Below are 18,466 nucleotides of genomic sequence, written 5' to 3'. Positions count from 1 at the left end.
TAAGTAAACCAGTACAGCCAAAGGTGCTCAATCAGCTTTTACAAAAGTGGTTGTCAAAGAAAGCTGTTAACCATTAAGTTCTCATTTCAGTGGTTTATTGCTTCTAAGTTTGCTTAGTGGTGCTGAGAAGTCTTTTGTACGATAAAATGTGATCCTTGCTAGGTTAAGGTTAAGTCTTTTTAAAATGCTTAGCTTGACTTTATCGATAAAAGCTTTGGTTTGACATCCTCTCAAGGCAGCGTTTCTTCAAGAAAAAAACTTGTCATTACTTTGACAATGAAAGTTTAAATCCTGAACCACTAGAGTAAAAGCCAGGGATCTAACAAGTTGTCTCAGTTACGGTTCGGGGCTTGGGAGATAGGGTAATCTGGACTGAGAATTTGAGCCTCAACGCAAGAAGGAGTCCCCATGAGTTACCGGATGTCGCGCCGTGCCTATGCAGAAACCTATGGCCCCACGGTGGGCGATCGCCTGCGCTTGGCAGATACGGAACTGTGGCTGGAAGTGGAACAGGATTTCACCACCTATGGGGACGAGGTGAAATTTGGGGGCGGGAAGGTGATCCGCGATGGCATGGGACAGTCCGCTGTTACTCGCGCTGATGGGGCGGTGGATACCGTAATCACCAATGCGCTGATCGTGGACTGGTGGGGCATCGTCAAGGCCGATGTCGGCATCAAAGATGGCAAAATTCACAAAATCGGCAAAGCTGGCAACCCTGACATCCAAGACAATATCGACATTATTATTGGCCCCGGCACGGAGGCGATCGCCGGTGAAGGCCATATCCTTACCGCTGGGGGCATCGATAGCCACGTGCATTTTATTTGTCCCCAACAAATCGAGGTGGCGATCGCCTCTGGGATCACGACGATGATTGGTGGCGGCACTGGCCCCGCCACGGGCACCAATGCGACCACTTGCACCCCTGGAGAATGGCACATTTCTCGGATGCTCGAAGCCGCCGAAGGGTTTCCAATAAATTTAGGATTTACAGGGAAGGGCAACAGTGCCAAACCAGAAGGACTAATCGAACAGGTTCGTGCCGGGGTAATCGGCCTCAAACTCCACGAAGACTGGGGTACAACCCCCGCCGCCATCGACAATTGTCTTTCGGTCGCCGATCAATTTGATGTGCAAGTCGCAATCCACACCGATACCCTAAACGAAGCAGGTTTTGTGGAAGATACGATTGCTGCCTTTAAAAATCGTGTCATCCACACCTACCACACCGAGGGGGCTGGGGGTGGCCACGCACCGGACATTATCAAAGTTTGTGGTGAAGCGAATGTATTGCCATCTTCAACAAACCCGACCCGTCCCTACACCCTCAACACCCTAGAAGAACACCTGGATATGTTGATGGTTTGCCATCACCTCGATCGCAGTATCCCTGAAGATGTCGCCTTTGCCGAGTCGCGCATCCGTCGGGAAACCATCGCTGCCGAAGATATTTTGCATGACCTGGGGGCCTTTAGCATGATTTCCTCAGATTCCCAGGCCATGGGGCGCGTTGGGGAAACAATCATTCGCACCTGGCAGACGGCCCATAAGATGAAAGTTCAGCGGGGCGCTCTGGCCCAGGACACTGGGGAGAACGATAATTTTCGCATTAAACGCTACGTTGCCAAATACACAATTAACCCAGCGATCACCCACGGCATTTCTAATTACGTCGGCTCCATTGAGGAAGGAAAATACGCCGATCTCTGTCTCTGGAAACCCGCTTTCTTTGGGGTCAAACCGGAACTGGTGATCAAAGGGGGGGCGATCGCCTACGCCCAGATGGGCGATCCCAATGCCAGCATCCCCACACCGCAACCAATCCACATGCGGCCAATGTTCGCCAATTTCGGCAAAGCAATGCAGTCCACGGCTTTGACCTTTGTTTCCCAAGCAGCCATGGAAGCAGATGTCGCGACGCGATTGGGTCTCCAGAGAACCGTTTTACCCGTTGCCAACTGCCGCAACCTGACGAAGCGCGACCTGAAGTTGAATGATTACCTGCCTAAAATGGAAGTAGATCCTGAAACCTATCATGTGCGGGCCGATGGAGAAATGCTCATCTGTGAACCGGCCACTGTTTTACCTATGGCCCAACGTTACTTTTTATTTTAAAGACCATCTTGTTAAAAATAGAAAAAGACTCTTAATATTGGCTTCAAAGCAACGTTAACTGTCTATCGGCTCAATGAAATCGGAGATCGATAATGATTTCTACAGTCCCTCAACTTTTTACGGTAGAAGATTATCTCGAACAGGAAGCGAGATCAGTCTTAAGACATGAATTTATTCAAGGAAAAATTATTCCCATGGCAGGGGCTTCCGCAAATCACAATCGTTTGACTTTAAATCTAAGTCGCTTATTGCCGTTTGAAATCAGCGATCACCAATACGAAATTTTTGTTAGTGATATGCGTCTTTGGTTACCAGATGTGGCTAGTTATCTTTATCCTGATGTGATGATGATTGAAGGCGCACCAGTTTTCCTGGACGAGAGCCAAATGGCGGTGACAAATCCCTCTATGATCGCTGAGGTACTTTCTAACTCCACCGAAGGATTTGATAAAAATCAAAAATTTGCCCTTTATCGTACGATTCCCCAGTTACGGGAGTATTTGTTAATCGATCAGACTTACCCACGGGTAGAGCTTTATCAAAAGGTAGGCGATCGCCAATGGTTACTAACTGAATTAATGGGGAAAAATGCTGTCATTAAATTCAAATTTACTGCGCTAGAAATTAAACTTTCAGAATTATATAAGCGGGTTAGCTTTGTTGAGAAGTAACTACATAAATACTTTATTAACCCATAAGCTCAGTTCTCCCTAAAAGAATTTTTATTGCAAAGGTAACACTGACGGGATCAAACAAAGGACGATAGAACTATGAGCTATTGATCCTTTGGCAGATCTCTATGAAAAAAGTCTTTGTCCTGGATACGAATGTCCTGCTCCATGATCCCAAGGCGATGCTGTCCTTTGCGGATAACGAAGTGGTCTTGCCGATCACGATCATCGAAGAATTAGACCGCTTCAAAAAACAAGTCGATTCCATTGGTCGTAATGCCCGGCAAGTTTCCCGTACCCTTGATGCCCTCAGCCATGGGGGATCTTTGGTGCAGGGAATCGCCCTCGATCAGGGAGGCTTGCTGCGGGTCGCCCTCTGTAAACCAGAAATTCTCGAAACTTTGCCGACAGAATTGGCAGGGGATTCTGGCGATAATGAAATCTTGGCGGTGGCCCTAACGGAACAAAATAATTGTCAATGTCCGGTCGTCCTCGTCAGTAAAGACACGAATCTACGCATTAAAGCCGGTGTCTTGGGCCTGACCACCGAAGATTATGAAACGGGCAAGGTCAACCTCGATGAGTTTTATGGGGGGACAACAGAAGTTCTTGTAGATGCAGAGGCGATCGCCAAATTTTACCAAGACGGCACCATTACCCTACCCGAAAGCTTTTTTCCCAATCAGGCGGTAACCCTCGTTGATCGCCTAAAGCCAACCCACACTGCCCTGGGGATTTGTCGCAGCGACGAGCATCAGGTGGTGCCCCTCCATAAAGCAACGAAAGCTCCGGTTTCTAATATCCAAGCGCGCAACCGTGAACAGAAATTTGCCCTGGAATTATTGCTGCGGGATGAGATTCAACTGGTGACGTTGGTCGGGAAAGCGGGCACAGGTAAAACCCTCTTGGCCCTCGCTGCTGGGGTGGCGAAAGTGGCAGGGGAACGCCTTTACAATCAACTGCTCATTTCACGGCCCATTGTGCCCATGGGCAAAGATTTGGGCTATCTGCCGGGGGAAATAAAAGAGAAACTCACCCCCTGGATGCAGCCGCTTTACGACAATTTAGATCTGATTTTCAATACCCAAGACCTCAAAGACAAACCGCGCCACTGGCGGCACGGCTACGAGGAACTGATGGAATTAGGCTTGTTGCAAATTGAACCCTTGACCTACATCCGAGGCCGTACGATTCCTCGACAAATTTTGATCGTTGATGAGGCGCAAAATTTAACGCCCCACGAGGTGAAAACTATTTTGACCAGGGCCGGGGAAGGCACCAAGATTATCCTCACTGGGGATGTCGAGCAGATTGATAATCCCTATGTGGATGCCTCCAGTAATGGGTTGACCTATGTGGTGGAAAAATTTAAACAGGAGGCGATCGCTGGCCACATTACCCTCCTCAAAGGTGAGCGATCGCCATTGGCAGAACGGGCCTCAATCCTGCTGTAAAAACTCATCCTAGGGCAGCCAACGGGGATAAACTCCCGCAAAGGGTAGGGCCTCCAACTGAGTTTGGTCGGGGGTTTCACCAGGAACAATAAGCCAAAGTTGCCCCCCGGCGATCGCCTCCCCGGATGCTGTGCGGAAAAAGGGTTCTTCCACGTCGGTAATGTCCGTCACTACTTGGCTAAACAGCAACCCCAGACCATCGGGGGCCATGCTGAGGGCAATATCTTGGTATTGGGTCAACTGGGCGAGGCGATAGACCGTCTGGGTTTCGAGATCAATTTGGGCAAAATAGGGTTGCTCCCGGTATTCGTCCCCAGGAATTAATTCCGTCAGTAAACAATAAAGCTGGGTTTCTGTGGGGTTAAAGTCGCAATCTAGCACCGAGCCGTCCGTATCCAGTAATTTTTGCTCCTGGTTGCGGCTATTGACCAAATACAGCGATCGTCGATAGCGTAACTCCGGATTATCACTGTTGAAATCCACCAATACCGCCGTTGTCCCATCGGGCGAAAAGGTCACCACCTGACCAAAACGGGGCAAAAAGTCGAGGGGTTCTTCTTGGATATCTTCTAGGGAAAAAATACCAATTCCTTTCCCCTGGGGTAGAGCAATGGTTTTCCCGTCCGGGGCGATCGCAAAATCTCCCCCCGACAAGCCCAACGGTTGCGGTTCTTCCCCAGGCATCACGAGCCACAGCCCAAAGTCCGCCGGATCATCCCGCTTGACCCGTTGCACGGCGATCGCCTCCCCATCCGCTGCGAGTTGAAATTGCAAATTTTGGTAGGTGCGATTATCTAAAACCAGTTCCAAATCTGAAGAAGTGTCGTCTTCCCCAAGGCCCGTGCTTACCCGATAAAGCTGACTATCCTGAATCCCTTCTGCTGGGCGCGTCCGATCCACCGCACTAAACAAAATTGCTTTCCCCTCTGGATATACCTGAAAGTCCAGCACCACCAAATTCGGCGGCGTTAAAATGCGTTTTTCGTCCTTTGTCCAGTTGTATAAAATTAACCGTCCCTTTTCCTGCTGTGTCTCATCGGTACCCACATAGGCCAGGGCGCGATCGCGGGTGCGAAAACTACTGGAAAATGGCTGCATCGTCTTACCTAGATTGCCCGAAGCCGCAAATTTTTCCCGCGCCCCCCGTAAGGTTAATTGATAATCCTGGCCATAGGGAGCCGGTGCCAGCAGCGTATAGGCCAAACGTTTGCCCGCCCAACTGGTCTTGCCAGGGAGCGGTGGGTCAATAACTAAATTATCCTCGACCCCCACCGCATCCATCGGTCGGTCGAAGGTCAAAATAAAGGCCGTATCATCACCACCAATGCGTTGTTCCTGCCAAGAAAATTCCCGCACCCTCGGCCCGGTATTAATCGGACAATCCACGCCACACAGTTGCTCACCGCCGACACCGATGCCGATCATCAGGCTAAAGATCACAATCAACAGGAGGGCAAGACGATCAATGCGGGTCATGGTTTTCAAAACGGTCATAGGATCTACGGGGGCTAATTGCTCCCATTAAAAAAGGAAAGTGCAGCAAAAAAAATCGTTAAGGAATCCACTGGGGTTGATAGCCCGGCAGCAGAGATTCCGGTGGAACAGGCTGAATTTCTGTATCTGTCTCCAACTCCGGGAGCGCCAATAGCCAGAGTCGGCCCCCTTCCACCGCCAGGCCCGTGGCAGTAAACAGATCGCTGGTGGGGGTTGGTGGAGTCGTGACCACCTGATCGAAGAGGAGGGCAACCCCATCGGCGGCAATGCTCAGGCCCACATCCCGGTAATTCGGTAAAGCGAGGAGGGCAGTTTCTTCCCCTGTTTTGAGATTCAAGGCACTGAGAAAAGGTTCCTCAACCACTTGGCCTGAGGTTTCATTTCGATCCAGCTTGAGGCAATACAAAAGTTCCGCCGCGCGGGGTTCAAAGCGACAATCAATAATCGGCGTGAGGGTGCGTAAAATTTCTGTGGCTTCTCCCTGGGCGTCAATGCGGTGGAGGGAGTAAACGCCATTGGCCTGTTTAAGAGCGATTTGTTGGGTTTGGTCGGGGGAAAAAGCGAGGAGCTTCGTAAATTCTTCCTTGGCTTGGATGGCACCACCGTTGCGGTTCAGGGGCACGAGGGAAAGTTGATTTTGTTGGGAAATGGCAACAACTTCGGCATTGGGGGCGAGGAGGAAGTCATCGGCGGGAATCCCTAGGGCGCGGGGCTCGGCTTGACCTTCAATGACCCACAAACTGCGATCGCGGGGATTCTCTCGATTTGTGCGCTGAATAATGATCCGTTCTCCATTGTCCGCAAGTTGAAAGGCCCCATTGCGATAGTCTGTGGCTGTGAGAACCGATTGAATGCGCCCGGCAGGTGGGGGGCTGTCGGTAGAGCCTTGGAAATTTAAGCCTGTGCTCACGGTATAGAGTTGTTGGTCGCCAATCTCAGCCTGGGCCGATCCGCGGGGAATGGCAGAAAATAACAGGCGATCGCCTTCAGGATACACATCGAGATTAAGAACGATGAGGTCGGCTGGGGTGAGGACACTTTTTTCCTGGCGAGTCAGGTTGTACAAAATTAAGCGGCCCCGGTCAGTGCCGTCGGTGCCAATGTAAGCAAAGGCCCGGTCTCGACTTTTTACCCGACTCAAGAAAGGCACGATATTGGGCTTCTCTGCCGCTTCTGGGGTAGGAGCAGCTAGTTTGAATTGATAATCCTGGCCGTAGATGGGGCGTTCATCAAGGCTATAGAAAAATGTTTTGCCGACCCAACTCCAACGGCCTGCCAGGGGTGGTTCGATGGTGAAATTTTCCGTGACAATGGCTGGATCGAGGGCCTGGTTAAAGGACAGTTGAAATTGCTCGTCCGTTACCCCAATTTGTTGCCCCTCCCAACTAAAGGCCTGCACTTGGGTGAGGGTGCGATCGCCAAATCCCCACAGCAGTGCCACCGCTAACGTAAGGCTAAAAAGGGCAGCGAGGACGACTTGATCGAAGCGTTTGAGGCGAAAAATATCCAAAACTGAAGAAGCCACGAAATTTTGCCACCTTGCATTTTAGCTCACCGTTCCCCATTCCCCGGTGCTAGTCTCCCACCCAGGTGTCCTGGCGCAGGGAAGCTTCAATAAAAGCATCGAGGTCGCCATCCATGACACCATCCACGTCGGTCGTTTCGTGGTTAGTGCGCAGATCCTTGACCATTTGATAAGGGTGAAAAACATAGTTCCGGATCTGATTTCCCCAGGCGGCCTCTACCATGTCTCCCCGAATTTCGGCGATTTCCTGGGCCCGTTGTTCCTGGGCAATGATTAATAATTTTGCCTTGAGGATCGCCAGGGCTTTTTCTTTGTTTTGTAACTGCGATCGCTCTTGGGTACAGCGCACAGCCACCCCCGTAGGTAAATGGACAATCCGTACCGCCGTTTCAACTTTATTGACGTTTTGTCCCCCCTTGCCGCCTGCACGGGAGGTGGTGATCTCTAAATCTTTTTCGGGAATATCGACTTTAACGGCGTCATCTCCCAAAATGGGCATCACTTCCACCCCAGCAAAACTGGTTTGGCGTTTGCCATTGGCATTAAAGGGGGAGATTCGTACCAAACGATGGGTGCCCTTTTCATGCTTGAGATACCCGAAAGCATAACGCCCGGTCACTTCGAGGGTGGCCGATTTTAAGCCTGCTTCGTCCCCTTCGGAAATTTCTGCCAGCCGCACCTTATAGCCTTGTTTTTCGCTCCAGCGGGTGTACATCCGCAACAGCATTTCCGCCCAGTCCTGGGCATCGGTGCCCCCAGCCCCGGCATTAATCGTCAGCACAGCACCGAGGTTGTCATATTCCCCGGAGAGCATCTGTTGCAGTTCCCAGCGGTTTAGTTCCTTCTGGAGATCATCAAGGTTTTCCATCGCTTCCGTGAGGAGGGCCGGGTCTTCTGCTTCGGTCAATAATTCGGCGATCGCCGCCGCATCTTCAAACTGACCTTGCCACTGTTGATACTGAGCCACGGTGCCCTTTAGCTCCGTTAGCTCCTGGAGAATGTCCTGGGCCCCTTGTTGATCCTCCCAAAATTCTGGCTGGGCCGCCTGTTGTTCGAGGTCAAAAATCTTCGCGTCTAAGGTTTTTAGGTCAAAGATAGTCCTGGGTTTTCCCCAGGTGCGCTTGGACAGTTTCGAGGGAACGCTTTAAATCGGTTAATTCCACCATAGATCTTTGGGAGTTGTGGCAAATACGCAAAAAATACGGAAACAGCTGACAATATCGGCAGTCAATTATAACGAAATCCCTTGCTGGAAAAAAATGATCATCTCAAATTTCCGGCGCGATTCGCTAAAATAAAACCACCCACGCAATGGAAAAGTTGTCAAGAATACCCCGAAATGATAGAGTCTGCTGAATAATTGCCACTAGGCTACGGTGCACAGTCGAGATCAATTCTCTCAACATTTTGCTTTTGCTATTGTACGGAACTTTCCGGTGCTGTTTCCCCTGAACCTTCACATGTCCCCGTTACCTTTAAGCTGATTTTTCCTGTTTCCACTAACGCATCGCCATTAATTTAGACAATATGAGCATTGATTCTATCCGCCTACGCAACGAATTCATTAACACCCAGGTGATTACCCGCAACCGAGGGACGCGCCTAGGGGTTGTCAAGGATGTATTAGTGGACATTGACCGTCGCGAAGTTGTTTCCTTGGGGCTACGGGATAGTATTTTCTCGGTCTCTGGAATGCCCAAATATATGTATCTAGAGGCGATCACCAAAACCGGAGATGTCATCCTCGTTGAAGATGAGGATGTGCTGGCTGATGTGGATGTCGAAGCTTACAGTCCTCTGATCAACAGTGAAGTGATTACGGAAGCGGGTGAACCCCTAGGCCGGGTGCGTGATTTTCAGTTTGACCTCGAAAGCGGCACCGTCTCTTCGATCATTATCGCTTCCATTGGCTTACCCCAAATTCCAGAACAGGTGATCAGCACCTACGAACTCCCCATTGAAGAAGTCGTGAGCAGCGGCCCCAACCGGCTCATTGTTTTTGAAGGGGCCGAAGAGCGCCTCAGTCAAATTAGTGTGGGTTTCCTCGAACGCCTAGGCATTGGTCGTCCTCCCTGGGAACGGGAACAGGAAGATATCTACTACGCGCCCACTGCCCGCCCGGAAAATCAACTGGGTACTGGGGTGCCCCTCCAGCAGCCGATTTCTCGTCCTGTGGAAACGCGCCAACCGATTAATACCTGGGAAGATGAATGGGAAGAAGAGGCGATCGCCCCACCACCACCCCAACGGCAACAGGCCCGCGCCATGAGCTATGACGACTACGACGAAAGTAGCAACTGGGGCGACGACACAGCCTACGAGTACGAAGAACCAGCCCCTAGCTATCCCCAAGACGTCGCCGGTGACGTTTGGGACGACGACACCCTTGACGAAACTCCCTACCAACCTCCGGCGGTTAACATTCCGGAGAAAAAGAAAGAATACGAATACGAAGAAGAATCTGGCTATTAACCGCCAAACATGATTGTCCCTTGACTGCAAAGGCCGTAGCTTCAAGCCTACGGCTACTTTTTTGTCTGTTTGGCTCTCCTGCTTCACGGTTATCTAGGTCGAAATATAATTTTTGCTTATAAACTTCAAAACTTAAATCAAACAATCGTGGCCCTAGAGTTGTGGCGGATCAACGTAACAGTTTGTTAAGCTGATACCAGCAAGCAATTTTATTTTCTTCACATAGGTACCCATCATGGACGACAAGAAATTTGGTTTCACCGCTTCTGCTGAAAACCTCAACGGCCGCATGGCAATGATCGGTTTCATTGCAGCGATCATTCTCGAGGTAGCAACAGGTCAAGGGGTACTTCACTTCTTCGGTCTCCTCTAAGTCTTTGCACTAACCTCTTCAATTTTCATTGTCAATCTCCGAGGGCTGGATACTATAGTTGGTATTCGGCTTTTTTTTGTTTAGGGCAGCATGGGGCGCGTTATTTGTTTCGTTATTCTAATCGGGCTTTGTTGGTGGGCAGCACCAGCCTACGGTGAGTTATGCCGTGTTTACGGAGAGCAACAAATTTGTTTGGTATCTCTGAAGCGCAGTGCAAAATATTATTGGGAGTATCGCGCTGTATTACGCATTAATGGCAAAAAAATTCCGGTACAAAAGTTTGATTGCCTCCACAACCTCGACTTGGCAAATGATCGACGAAAGTTTGTTTGTAGCTTGATTCCATGACGGTAACTACCGGATTAAGGTTAGTAAAAGCCAGTTATTTGAGTCATTTAAATCAAGCCTAAGAATCACTTAAAAAATTCAAACCGAACCTCCTTTGAAGGAAAAAAAGCAGAATAATAAATATTATTGATTGGCACTAATCTCTTACGTTCGATAGATGATGGCCTGTTATTGAATTGTTATAATAGAAGTGTCGATTAAAATTGAAATAAGCTTCAAAGCTTTGGAAAATCGTCAATTTTAATCTTTATTGCAAGAAAGCGAGGTATTTCATTTTATGGATAAGGATACCCAAAATATTTCTGTTCCTGAAAACCTAAAACCTGAAGATATTAGTAGTGGTGAAGAGCTTGTGCCGGCAGAAGTCGCAGCAAGGAAAGCGCGGGAAGGCGAATTCACCCCAGACCCGAAACAAGAAACAGATAAAAGCGTTGATACAACGGCTGGTTATACAGTCAGTGAGCAGGGTTTAGTCAATAACTACGCGGTAACACCTGAGGTTTATGAAGAGGAAAAGTCCTCGGCGCAGAGACGACTGGATTACACGATGCTAGGGGTAATTGCCTTAGCTGTGGGAGTTCTATTGATTGGTGCGGCCATTACGGTGAATCTCTTAGCTTAAAGATTTTACAGGCGTAGCGCTGAGCAGTTGATTGACTAACTAGCTTTTGCTGAATAATTTCAAGATTCGCCTAGGGGAGGTAACTCCCTTATTTTTTTGTCTAGCGATTGGAAAAGAGAGTGAAGCACTTTCCGGTACAATTTGCCTGAATGTTGTATTGAGTTTGGGATGTAAACCAGTGGCCGCCATGAAAGATCGCTTAAGTTTGTGCATGATTGTCAAGAATGAAGCGGATGCCCTGGGGGATTGTCTCAAGAGTGTGCAGGATCTCGTGGGGGAAATCGCGATTCTCGATACGGGGTCAACGGATGAAACGGTGGCGATCGCCAAGGAATTTGGCGCGACGGTGGGCCATTTCGACTGGAATCAAGATTTTGCGGCGGCCCGGAACGAAGCCCTCAAGCTGGTGACGAAAGAATGGGTCTTGGTTTTGGATGCGGATGAGACCTTAAACTCGAAGGTAATTCCGGCCATCGAAGCGGCGATCGCCAAGCCGGATACTTTGGTTGTCAATTTGCTCCGCTATGAAATTGGCGCGAGTCAATCTCCCTATTCCCTGGTGTCACGGTTATTTCGTCGTCACCCCTCCCTAGAATTTTCGCGGCCCTACCACGCGATGATCGATGACAGCGTGCAAACTTTGTTGGCCACAGAACCCCAATGGCAGATCACAGAGTTACCCCAGGTGGCGATTTTCCATACGGGCTATCAACGGACGGCGATCGCCAAATTAGAAAAGAGCACCCGGGCCAAATTGGCGATGGAGACCTATTACGAAGGCCATCCCAATGACCCCTATGTGTGCAGTAAGTTGGGGGGCATTTACTTGGGTGAAGGTTTACCCAAACAGGCCCTCAAGATTCTCAAGCAGGGTTTGAAATACAGCGCGAACGAAAGCGCCAACCTCCGCTATGAGCTTCATTACCACCTGGGTAATGCTTTCCGCCAAAACCACGAACCCGAAAAAGCGATCAAGCATTATCAACTCGCTGGGGAACAACCCCTCCAAGACAAGCTAAAAATTGGGGCTTACCACAACCTCGGCGCGCTTTTACAGACCCTCGGCAAACCCGACGCGGCGATCGCCCAACATCAGATCACCTTAAAAATCGATCCGACCTTTGCCCCTGGCTACTACAATCTCGGTCTGGCTTACAAAGCCCTGGGTCAGGTGGGCGAAGCCATTGACGCCTACGAAAAATCCTTGAAATTAAACCCCCTCAATCCCTGGGCGCACCAAAATTTAGCCGCGCTCCTGTTCCGCATTGGCCAAATCGCCGAAAGCCAGAAATTCTTTAAGCAGGCGATCGCCCTCCATGAGACCCAAAATCCCGCCGAAGCCAAACGCCTCAAGCAAAAGCTGGCCCAACTCATGCACCAATAACCGAAAAAATTTTCCCCAAGCGCCGCAGAAAAATGTAGTACAATAAATTCTCGCAAAAGCGCCAACATAGCTCAGTCGGTAGAGCAACGCATTCGTAATGCGTAGGTCGTGGGTTCAAGTCCCATTGTTGGCTTTTACATTAATCGACGGCCAAAATAGTTAATGCCTGTTGTTCTGTTAGTCCGGCTGATTGCCCTGGGCTAAGACAACTGCTGCCAAGGCATTCACGCGGCCATAACCAAACCATTGGGAATGACCCTGAGCGTCGTAGGTACCCAAGGTTAACTGCAATTGGCGATCGCCAGTTAAATCGACAATTTTTTCGGCTGTGGTTTGTAAAATCTCCCGCACGGCCCACCCCGTCAGCTTTGGATTCACTGACCAGACCAATGCCGCGACTCCCGCCACCAAAGCAGCGGCTTCTAAGGTGCTACCCTGCTGATTTAAAGCTTCAACCGGATCTATCTCGGCCCCCAAGTCATCACTAATTTCCGGTGGTACTGCGACCATGCCCTGTTCTGGTAGCCAGAGGGTTGGTGTGCCTGGATTTGTTGGCCCACAAAGGCTGACCGCCTCTCCCCAGTTGCTATGGCTAGCTTTTTTATTCGCCTCAGTACAACCACTAACGGTCATAACCGCTGGATGATTACCTTTCCCGTCGAGCCAAGCGGTCGGCCCCTGAAAAAGTTGATTCGGCCAGTGACGTTCGTAAATTATTCCGGCGAGGGGGCGATTGGCATCCCCGGCTCCTGTTACCAACAGACAACCTTGACCCCGGTTTCCCTGGGTAGCTGCCCGGTGGAGAGCTAAACTTTGCCGCAGGGAGAGAGGCCCGTTGATCGTCGCCAGTTGCCAAGCCAAAAGAATCACTGCGGCCCCCTGGGCGATCGCCGCTTCGATGACTTTTTCGAGGAGTGCATCATCTAAGTACTGGGGCAGTTGCAGGAGCAATAGGGTGCATTCTGGGGCCACATCGATCGTCAACTGGGCGATGCTATTTCCCCTGGTCGTGGGTCGAATTTCGGGAATGGCACTATAGGGAGTTTCGCTTGTTGCAGCGGTTGGCTCGGCAGAATTTTCTAGATCGAGGTCAGGGGCCAACACGGCAATGGTCGTCTGGCGATCGCCTTTGGTCATTTGCCAAGCTTGGGGGATTTGAATGGCGTCTAGGTACCAGTGGCGGCCTTGGGGATTTGTCGCCAAGGACATTTGCCGCACCGCAAGGGGCAGTAAAACATTGGGTTCGGCGAGGGCGATCGCCGGATCTTGCTGGAGGATTTGGGTTAACCGGAGGGGATCGGGGTCAGTTTGCGCCGTTAGTTCATAAATAAACGTTTGATCGGCCCCCAGAAGCGGACGAATTTTTTTAAGGTGGTGGCGATCGCCAATCGCTTTTTGGGCTGCTGGGGAAACCTCCGGGGCGAATTGGAGGGTGATTTGCTGGGTCAGATAGACAAACCCCTCAGCCGAGTCTGCTAGCTGATAAACCGGGTAAGCAAAGAGAATATCGGGATGTTGGCGCGCGGCCCTCAAGGAGGTGGCGAAATCCTCTGGCGGTACAAGAATTTCTTCGAATAAAATATCTGGCTGCCCCGATGGTAAGGGACGATACATTAATCCTGGAACAATATCGAGAAGATCCACATCAGAACTGCGAAATGCCACCAGGAGGCGATCCTCTAACTGATGAAGTAAAAGTTCCGTATGTCCCCGTTGTAAAATAAGACCTTGTTGCTGTGGTGTCCCCCCTGGGCGTGCCATAGGCCTAAGCTCTCCTTGTCTGTTCCCACCGTGGGATCAAGATGTACAACATAATCAGTACTGTTATTGTGTCAAAACAAGACTTGACGAACATTATGAATTTTATCGACCGTTTGATTCCACTCGCTAGTTTGGCAATGGGGTGTTCCTTGGCCATGATGCCATCCGTTTCGGCGCAGCCTGAGGCTGTCCAAGGGAGTAGCAGCGAACTCCGCCCCCTCCAGAGCAGCATCCTCAGTATGTCCGGGGCTTCCCAGGTGATGGATGAGGCGATCGCCGCCATTTCCGCCAAAGATTACGAGGTTGCCGTCTCTAAACTCCAGGAAGCGCGTCAAGTTTATAATCAGCTTTCTAATTTTCACCTAGATCTAGCCAATAGTTTCCAGGGTTTAGACAATTCTGTTTATGATACAGAGCGACGTTCGGCGATCGCCGCTGGGGAAATGCGCGACACCGCCACCTACCGTTTGGCCCTCGTCCACCGTGTCCAAGAAAAACCCGAATTGGCAGTGCCCCTCCTGATCCAGGTGATTCGCTCCCAAAGTCCTACCAGCGACCTCGGCGAAAAGGCCTACCAACAACTGCTAGAAATCGGCTTTGTCAGTCGCGAATTTACCCGGCCTAACTTCTAAAAAACGACGTTTAGATCGCTGCTTGACCCGGGCTCTCTCTTTTTGCCCGTTTGCTTGGGTGGCGATCGCCTCGACACGACGGCTTTGTAATTGATGTAATCGTACTGTTTTAGTTTCTTAGGTACCAAGTACGGCGATATAACCCGCTTCGATGCCTTGCAACAACTGGTCTAACGCTTGATACAGAGCATCACTCATAGGAGTTTTCCAGAGCCATTGATTGATCACCCTTGCATCCTGCTTGGTTAAAGTACCTGAAGAAAATACATGATCAATGGTTTCTAATAAAGGGTTCATTTGCTGACATTCCATACTTCTCGCTTTAGCTTTGCCACCTGATTTCCCACGGAAACAAGGCCACAATTTCCTTAGATGTAAGATCAATTCAGTTTGTCAATAAGCTGAAATACTAAAAAAATTATCAAGGATAGCCAGGAATAATAATGTAATCACCCCCTAAATTCTCTACATTTCTCATCGGATCTTTACTTTTCTTAAACGTTTTTGTTACCGATCGTACTGTGAAGCAAATTATTTTTTACACAAAACCCGGTTGTCATCTCTGTGAGGGCCTCGCCGAAAAGTTGGCCCAGGTGACCCAGGTAGAATTCCAACTCGAAATGCGCGACATTACGATAAATCCCCAGTGGTTTACACGCTACCAGTACGAAATTCCGGTTTTGTGTCTGCTCGAAAATGGCCAGGAAAAAGAATTGCCCCGTTTTCCGCCCCGCATGACCGTGGCTAAACTCGAAGAAAAATTAGCCGGATATCTGGCTTAAACTTTATTACCCAGGTTTTTGGGGCAATCTCCCAGGAGACTCCTAAGGAAAAAGGCGATCGCCGCTAAGATAGAATACTTGTCCGTGACTGAAGCCAAGTTTCATGCCTGCTGCCAACCGTAACCCCAGCGCCGAAGACATTCCCAACGCAGATTATCGCCAGCTCGATCGGGAACTCCTCACACCGATGATGCAGCACTACGCAGACCTTAAGGATAAGTATCCCAACAATATCTTGCTCTACCGGGTCGGCGACTTTTTCGAGTGCTTTTTCATGGATGCGATCACCGTTTCTCGCGAATTGGAGTTGGTCTGCACCAGCAAAGAATCCGGCAAAGGCATTGGCCGCGTACCGATGACAGGGGTGCCCCACCATGCCCTCGAACGTTACAGCACTCAGCTTTTAGAAAAAGGCTATGGGGTCGTCATTTGTGACCAGGTAGAAGACGCCGCCACCGCCCACGCCGAAAAACGAATGGTGCGGCGGGAAGTGCAAAAGGTCTTGACCCCAGGCACCCTCACCGATGATGGGATGTTGCGGGCGCGGCAAAATAACTATCTTGCGGCGGTGGTGATCGCCGGCAACCATTGGGGGTTGGCCTATGCCGACATCTCCACGGGGGAATTTTGTACCACCCAGGCCCAGGATTTGGCAGCATTGAACTTAGAACTCCTGCGTTTGCAACCTTCGGAGGTGCTCTATCCCAGCGATGCCCCGGATTTAAATCGTTTAATGCGTCCCAGCGATCGCCAAACATTATTACAAAACCATCTACCTGATTGTTTGCCGTCGGACTTTTGTTATGCGTTGCGATCGCCCAGGGAATTTGATCTCAACGAGGCGAAACCCAAGCTTTTGATGACTTTCCAGTGGCGTTCCCTAGAGGGGGTCGGCTGCGAACATTTACCCCTGGCGGTGCGGGCGGCGGGGGGACTCTTGGCCTATGTGGAGGAAACCCAGCAGGCCTACAAAGTGCCCTTTGAAAGCCTCAAAACCTACAGCATTGATGCCTTTTTGCAACTGGATCACCAGACGAGGCGTAACCTGGAAATTACCCAGACGGTGCGGGACGGCAGTTTTTACGGCTCCCTACTCTGGGCGCTGGATGTGACCTGTACGAATATGGGGGGCCGCGCCCTCCGCCGTTGGTTGTTGCAACCTTTATTAGATCCAAAGGCGATCGCCAAGCGTTTGGATTCTGTAACGGAACTGGTAGAAAATACAAATCTCCGCCAAGATATCCGGCAATTACTGAAGCAAATTTACGATTTAGAGCGGATTGCTGGGAGAATTGGCTCTGGTAGTGCGAATGCCCGCGATTTATACGCTTTAGCGGAATCTTTAACGAAATTAACCTACCTCGCAGAACTGGCCGCTGAGGGGCGATCGCCTTATCTCCAGGCAGTGAAAGATTTTCCGCCGGAATTAGAAGCCCTGGGACAGCACGTTTTGCAATACCTGGTGGATTCGCCGCCGATTCACATCAAAGAAGGGGGTTTAATCCGGGATGGGGTCGATGAAAACCTCGATTTTCTGCGTCGCTCCCAAGTGGAAGACCGGGAATGGCTGGCGAATTTAGAAGTTACCGAACGGGAACGGACGGGGGTCAGCAAGCTCAAAGTCGGCTATAACAAGACCTTCGGCTATTATATTAGTCTGCCCCGCTCCCAGGCGGACAAGGCCCCCGACGAATATCTGCGTAAACAGACCCTCGCTAACGAAGAACGCTACATCACGCCGGAACTAAAAGAAAGAGAAAGCCGCATCCTCACCGCCAAGGATGACATCTGCAGCTTGGAATACGAAATTTTTGCCATCCTCCGCGCTAAGGTGGCCGAACACACCGACCAAATTCGCACCACCGCTAAGGCGATCGCCGCCCTGGATGTATTGACGAGCTTCGCGGAAACCGCCGTGTACCAAGGGTATTGCCGTCCGGAGATTACCACTGAAAAAACCCTCGAAATTGAAGCTGGTCGTCACCCCGTCGTCGAAAAGTCCCTGGGTATGGGCCTCTTTGTGCCCAACTCCACTTACCTCGGTCGCACTCAGAATTCCTATCCTGATTTGATTATCCTCACTGGCCCCAACGCCAGCGGTAAAAGCTGTTATCTCCGGCAAACGGGTCTGATTCAACTGATGGCCCAGGTGGGCAGTTTTGTCCCCGCCCAAAGTGCTGTAATTCCCATTTGCGATCGCATTTTTACTAGGGTCGGCGCTGTCGATGACCTTGCCACGGGCCAATCCACGTTTATGGTGGAGATGAATGAAACCGCCAATATCCTCAACCATGCCACGGAAAAATCTTTGGTTTTAATCGACGAAATTGGCCGGGGAACCGCAACTTTTGATGGCCTTTCCATCGCCTGGTCGGTATCAGAATACCTCGCCACAGAAATCAAAGCGAAAACAATTTTTGCGACCCATTATCACGAGTTAAATGAGTTAGCGTCGCTCCTTGAAAATGTCGCCAATTATCAAGTCACAGTTCAAGAAATGCCCGAAGAAATTATCTTCTTGCACCAAGTTCGCCCCGGTGGCGCTGACCGTTCCTATGGGATTGAAGCCGGACGTTTAGCGGGTTTACCCAAGAGTGTGATTCAGCGAGCAAAACAAGTCATGACCCAAATTGAAAAGCACAGTAAAATTGCCGTCGGCCTACGCAAAGGTATCCCCAAGAAAGTACCCACTGCCACTCCAGAAAATCCCCAAAGGGTATCGGAACAATTAAATATTTTCAAAGTTTAAATTCTTTAAACATCAGGCTCCTCTCGCTGGATGGCCCCGACAATATGGGAAAATTGAACCCGATAAAAATCTGACTAAATA

Annotated in this window: 15 protein-coding genes and 1 tRNA gene; 11 read left to right on the top strand and 5 right to left on the bottom strand. The window is 50.1% G+C overall.

Annotated elements, in window-relative coordinates:
- Positions 1–408: 408 nt before the first annotated feature.
- From ureC to AACR41_RS02800, 3 genes are all read left to right on the top strand, one after another.
- Positions 409–2,118, top strand: a complete 1,710-nt coding sequence (ureC, locus tag AACR41_RS02810; protein ID WP_030007906.1) for an urease subunit alpha — start codon at positions 409–411, stop codon at positions 2,116–2,118.
- 92 nt (positions 2,119–2,210) lie between these two features.
- Positions 2,211–2,789, top strand: a complete 579-nt coding sequence (locus AACR41_RS02805) for a Uma2 family endonuclease (RefSeq protein ID WP_030007905.1) — start codon at positions 2,211–2,213, stop codon at positions 2,787–2,789.
- Positions 2,790–2,917: 128 nt separating this feature from the next.
- Positions 2,918–4,243, top strand: coding sequence for a PhoH family protein (locus AACR41_RS02800; RefSeq protein WP_030007904.1), 1,326 nt, complete (start codon positions 2,918–2,920; stop codon positions 4,241–4,243).
- Between the two features lie 9 nt (positions 4,244–4,252).
- Here AACR41_RS02800 and AACR41_RS02795 read toward each other — a convergent pair whose 3' ends face one another.
- The 3 genes from AACR41_RS02795 to prfB form a co-directional block, all read right to left on the bottom strand.
- Positions 4,253–5,737 carry an Ig-like domain-containing protein gene (locus AACR41_RS02795; RefSeq protein ID WP_030007903.1) on the bottom strand — a complete coding sequence of 495 codons (1,485 nt, stop codon included), beginning with the start codon at positions 5,735–5,737 and terminating at the stop codon, positions 4,253–4,255.
- Between the two features lie 58 nt (positions 5,738–5,795).
- Entirely contained in the window at positions 5,796–7,262 is a 1,467-nt protein-coding gene (locus AACR41_RS02790) for a hypothetical protein (RefSeq protein WP_052349714.1), read from the bottom strand.
- Between the two features lie 49 nt (positions 7,263–7,311).
- Positions 7,312–8,425, bottom strand: a protein-coding gene (prfB, locus tag AACR41_RS02785) for a peptide chain release factor 2 (protein ID WP_152551024.1) whose coding sequence is annotated in 2 segments (ribosomal slippage) — positions 7,312–8,352 and positions 8,354–8,425 — 1,113 coding nt in all. Because the reading frame shifts where the segments join, the coding sequence is not laid out codon by codon here.
- Between the two features lie 364 nt (positions 8,426–8,789).
- Between prfB and AACR41_RS02780 the strand changes: the two genes are divergently transcribed.
- The 5 genes from AACR41_RS02780 (at position 8,790) to AACR41_RS02760 (ending at position 12,594) form a co-directional block, all read left to right on the top strand.
- On the top strand, positions 8,790–9,734 hold the full coding sequence (locus AACR41_RS02780) for a PRC-barrel domain-containing protein (RefSeq protein ID WP_012305824.1): 945 nt from the start codon (positions 8,790–8,792) through the stop codon (positions 9,732–9,734).
- Positions 9,735–9,969: 235 nt separating this feature from the next.
- Positions 9,970–10,107, top strand: coding sequence for a chlorophyll a/b-binding protein (locus AACR41_RS02775; RefSeq protein WP_012305823.1), 138 nt, complete (start codon positions 9,970–9,972; stop codon positions 10,105–10,107).
- A 625-nt stretch (positions 10,108–10,732) separates the two neighbouring features.
- On the top strand, positions 10,733–11,077 hold the full coding sequence (locus AACR41_RS02770) for a hypothetical protein (RefSeq protein WP_012305821.1): 345 nt from the start codon (positions 10,733–10,735) through the stop codon (positions 11,075–11,077).
- Between the two features lie 187 nt (positions 11,078–11,264).
- A complete protein-coding gene (locus AACR41_RS02765) occupies positions 11,265–12,461 on the top strand; it encodes a glycosyltransferase (RefSeq protein WP_030007899.1) in 1,197 nt (398 codons plus the stop codon).
- A 60-nt stretch (positions 12,462–12,521) separates the two neighbouring features.
- Positions 12,522–12,594: transfer RNA gene (locus AACR41_RS02760), tRNA-Thr, on the top strand.
- A 44-nt stretch (positions 12,595–12,638) separates the two neighbouring features.
- Here the strand turns inward: AACR41_RS02760 and AACR41_RS02755 are convergent.
- Positions 12,639–14,222 carry a S8 family serine peptidase gene (locus tag AACR41_RS02755; protein WP_052349713.1) on the bottom strand — a complete coding sequence of 528 codons (1,584 nt, stop codon included), beginning with the start codon at positions 14,220–14,222 and terminating at the stop codon, positions 12,639–12,641.
- A 95-nt stretch (positions 14,223–14,317) separates the two neighbouring features.
- Here AACR41_RS02755 and AACR41_RS02750 point away from each other — a divergent pair, with 95 nt between their 5' ends.
- Complete coding sequence (locus tag AACR41_RS02750; protein WP_012305818.1) at positions 14,318–14,854, top strand: hypothetical protein; 537 nt, start codon at positions 14,318–14,320, stop codon at positions 14,852–14,854.
- Between the two features lie 117 nt (positions 14,855–14,971).
- Here the strand turns inward: AACR41_RS02750 and AACR41_RS02745 are convergent, their stop codons facing one another.
- The gene (locus AACR41_RS02745) at positions 14,972–15,166 is read right to left on the bottom strand and encodes a hypothetical protein (RefSeq protein WP_030007897.1); all 195 of its coding nucleotides are present in this window, start codon (positions 15,164–15,166) and stop codon (positions 14,972–14,974) included.
- A gap of 209 nt (positions 15,167–15,375) precedes the next feature.
- On the opposite strand from AACR41_RS02745, the gene AACR41_RS02740 reads away from it, so the two are divergent.
- Both AACR41_RS02740 and mutS read left to right on the top strand, forming a co-directional pair.
- Positions 15,376–15,636 carry a glutaredoxin family protein gene (locus AACR41_RS02740; RefSeq protein ID WP_030007896.1) on the top strand — a complete coding sequence of 87 codons (261 nt, stop codon included), beginning with the start codon at positions 15,376–15,378 and terminating at the stop codon, positions 15,634–15,636.
- 103 nt (positions 15,637–15,739) lie between these two features.
- Positions 15,740–18,385, top strand: coding sequence for a DNA mismatch repair protein MutS (mutS, locus tag AACR41_RS02735; protein WP_030007895.1), 2,646 nt, complete (start codon positions 15,740–15,742; stop codon positions 18,383–18,385).
- Positions 18,386–18,466 lie beyond the last annotated feature (81 nt).

The organism is Picosynechococcus sp. NKBG042902, from assembly GCF_963864045.1.
Taxonomy (GTDB): Bacteria; Cyanobacteriota; Cyanobacteriia; order Cyanobacteriales; family MRBY01; genus MRBY01.
This window is presented reverse-complemented; position numbering and strand designations above follow the sequence as displayed.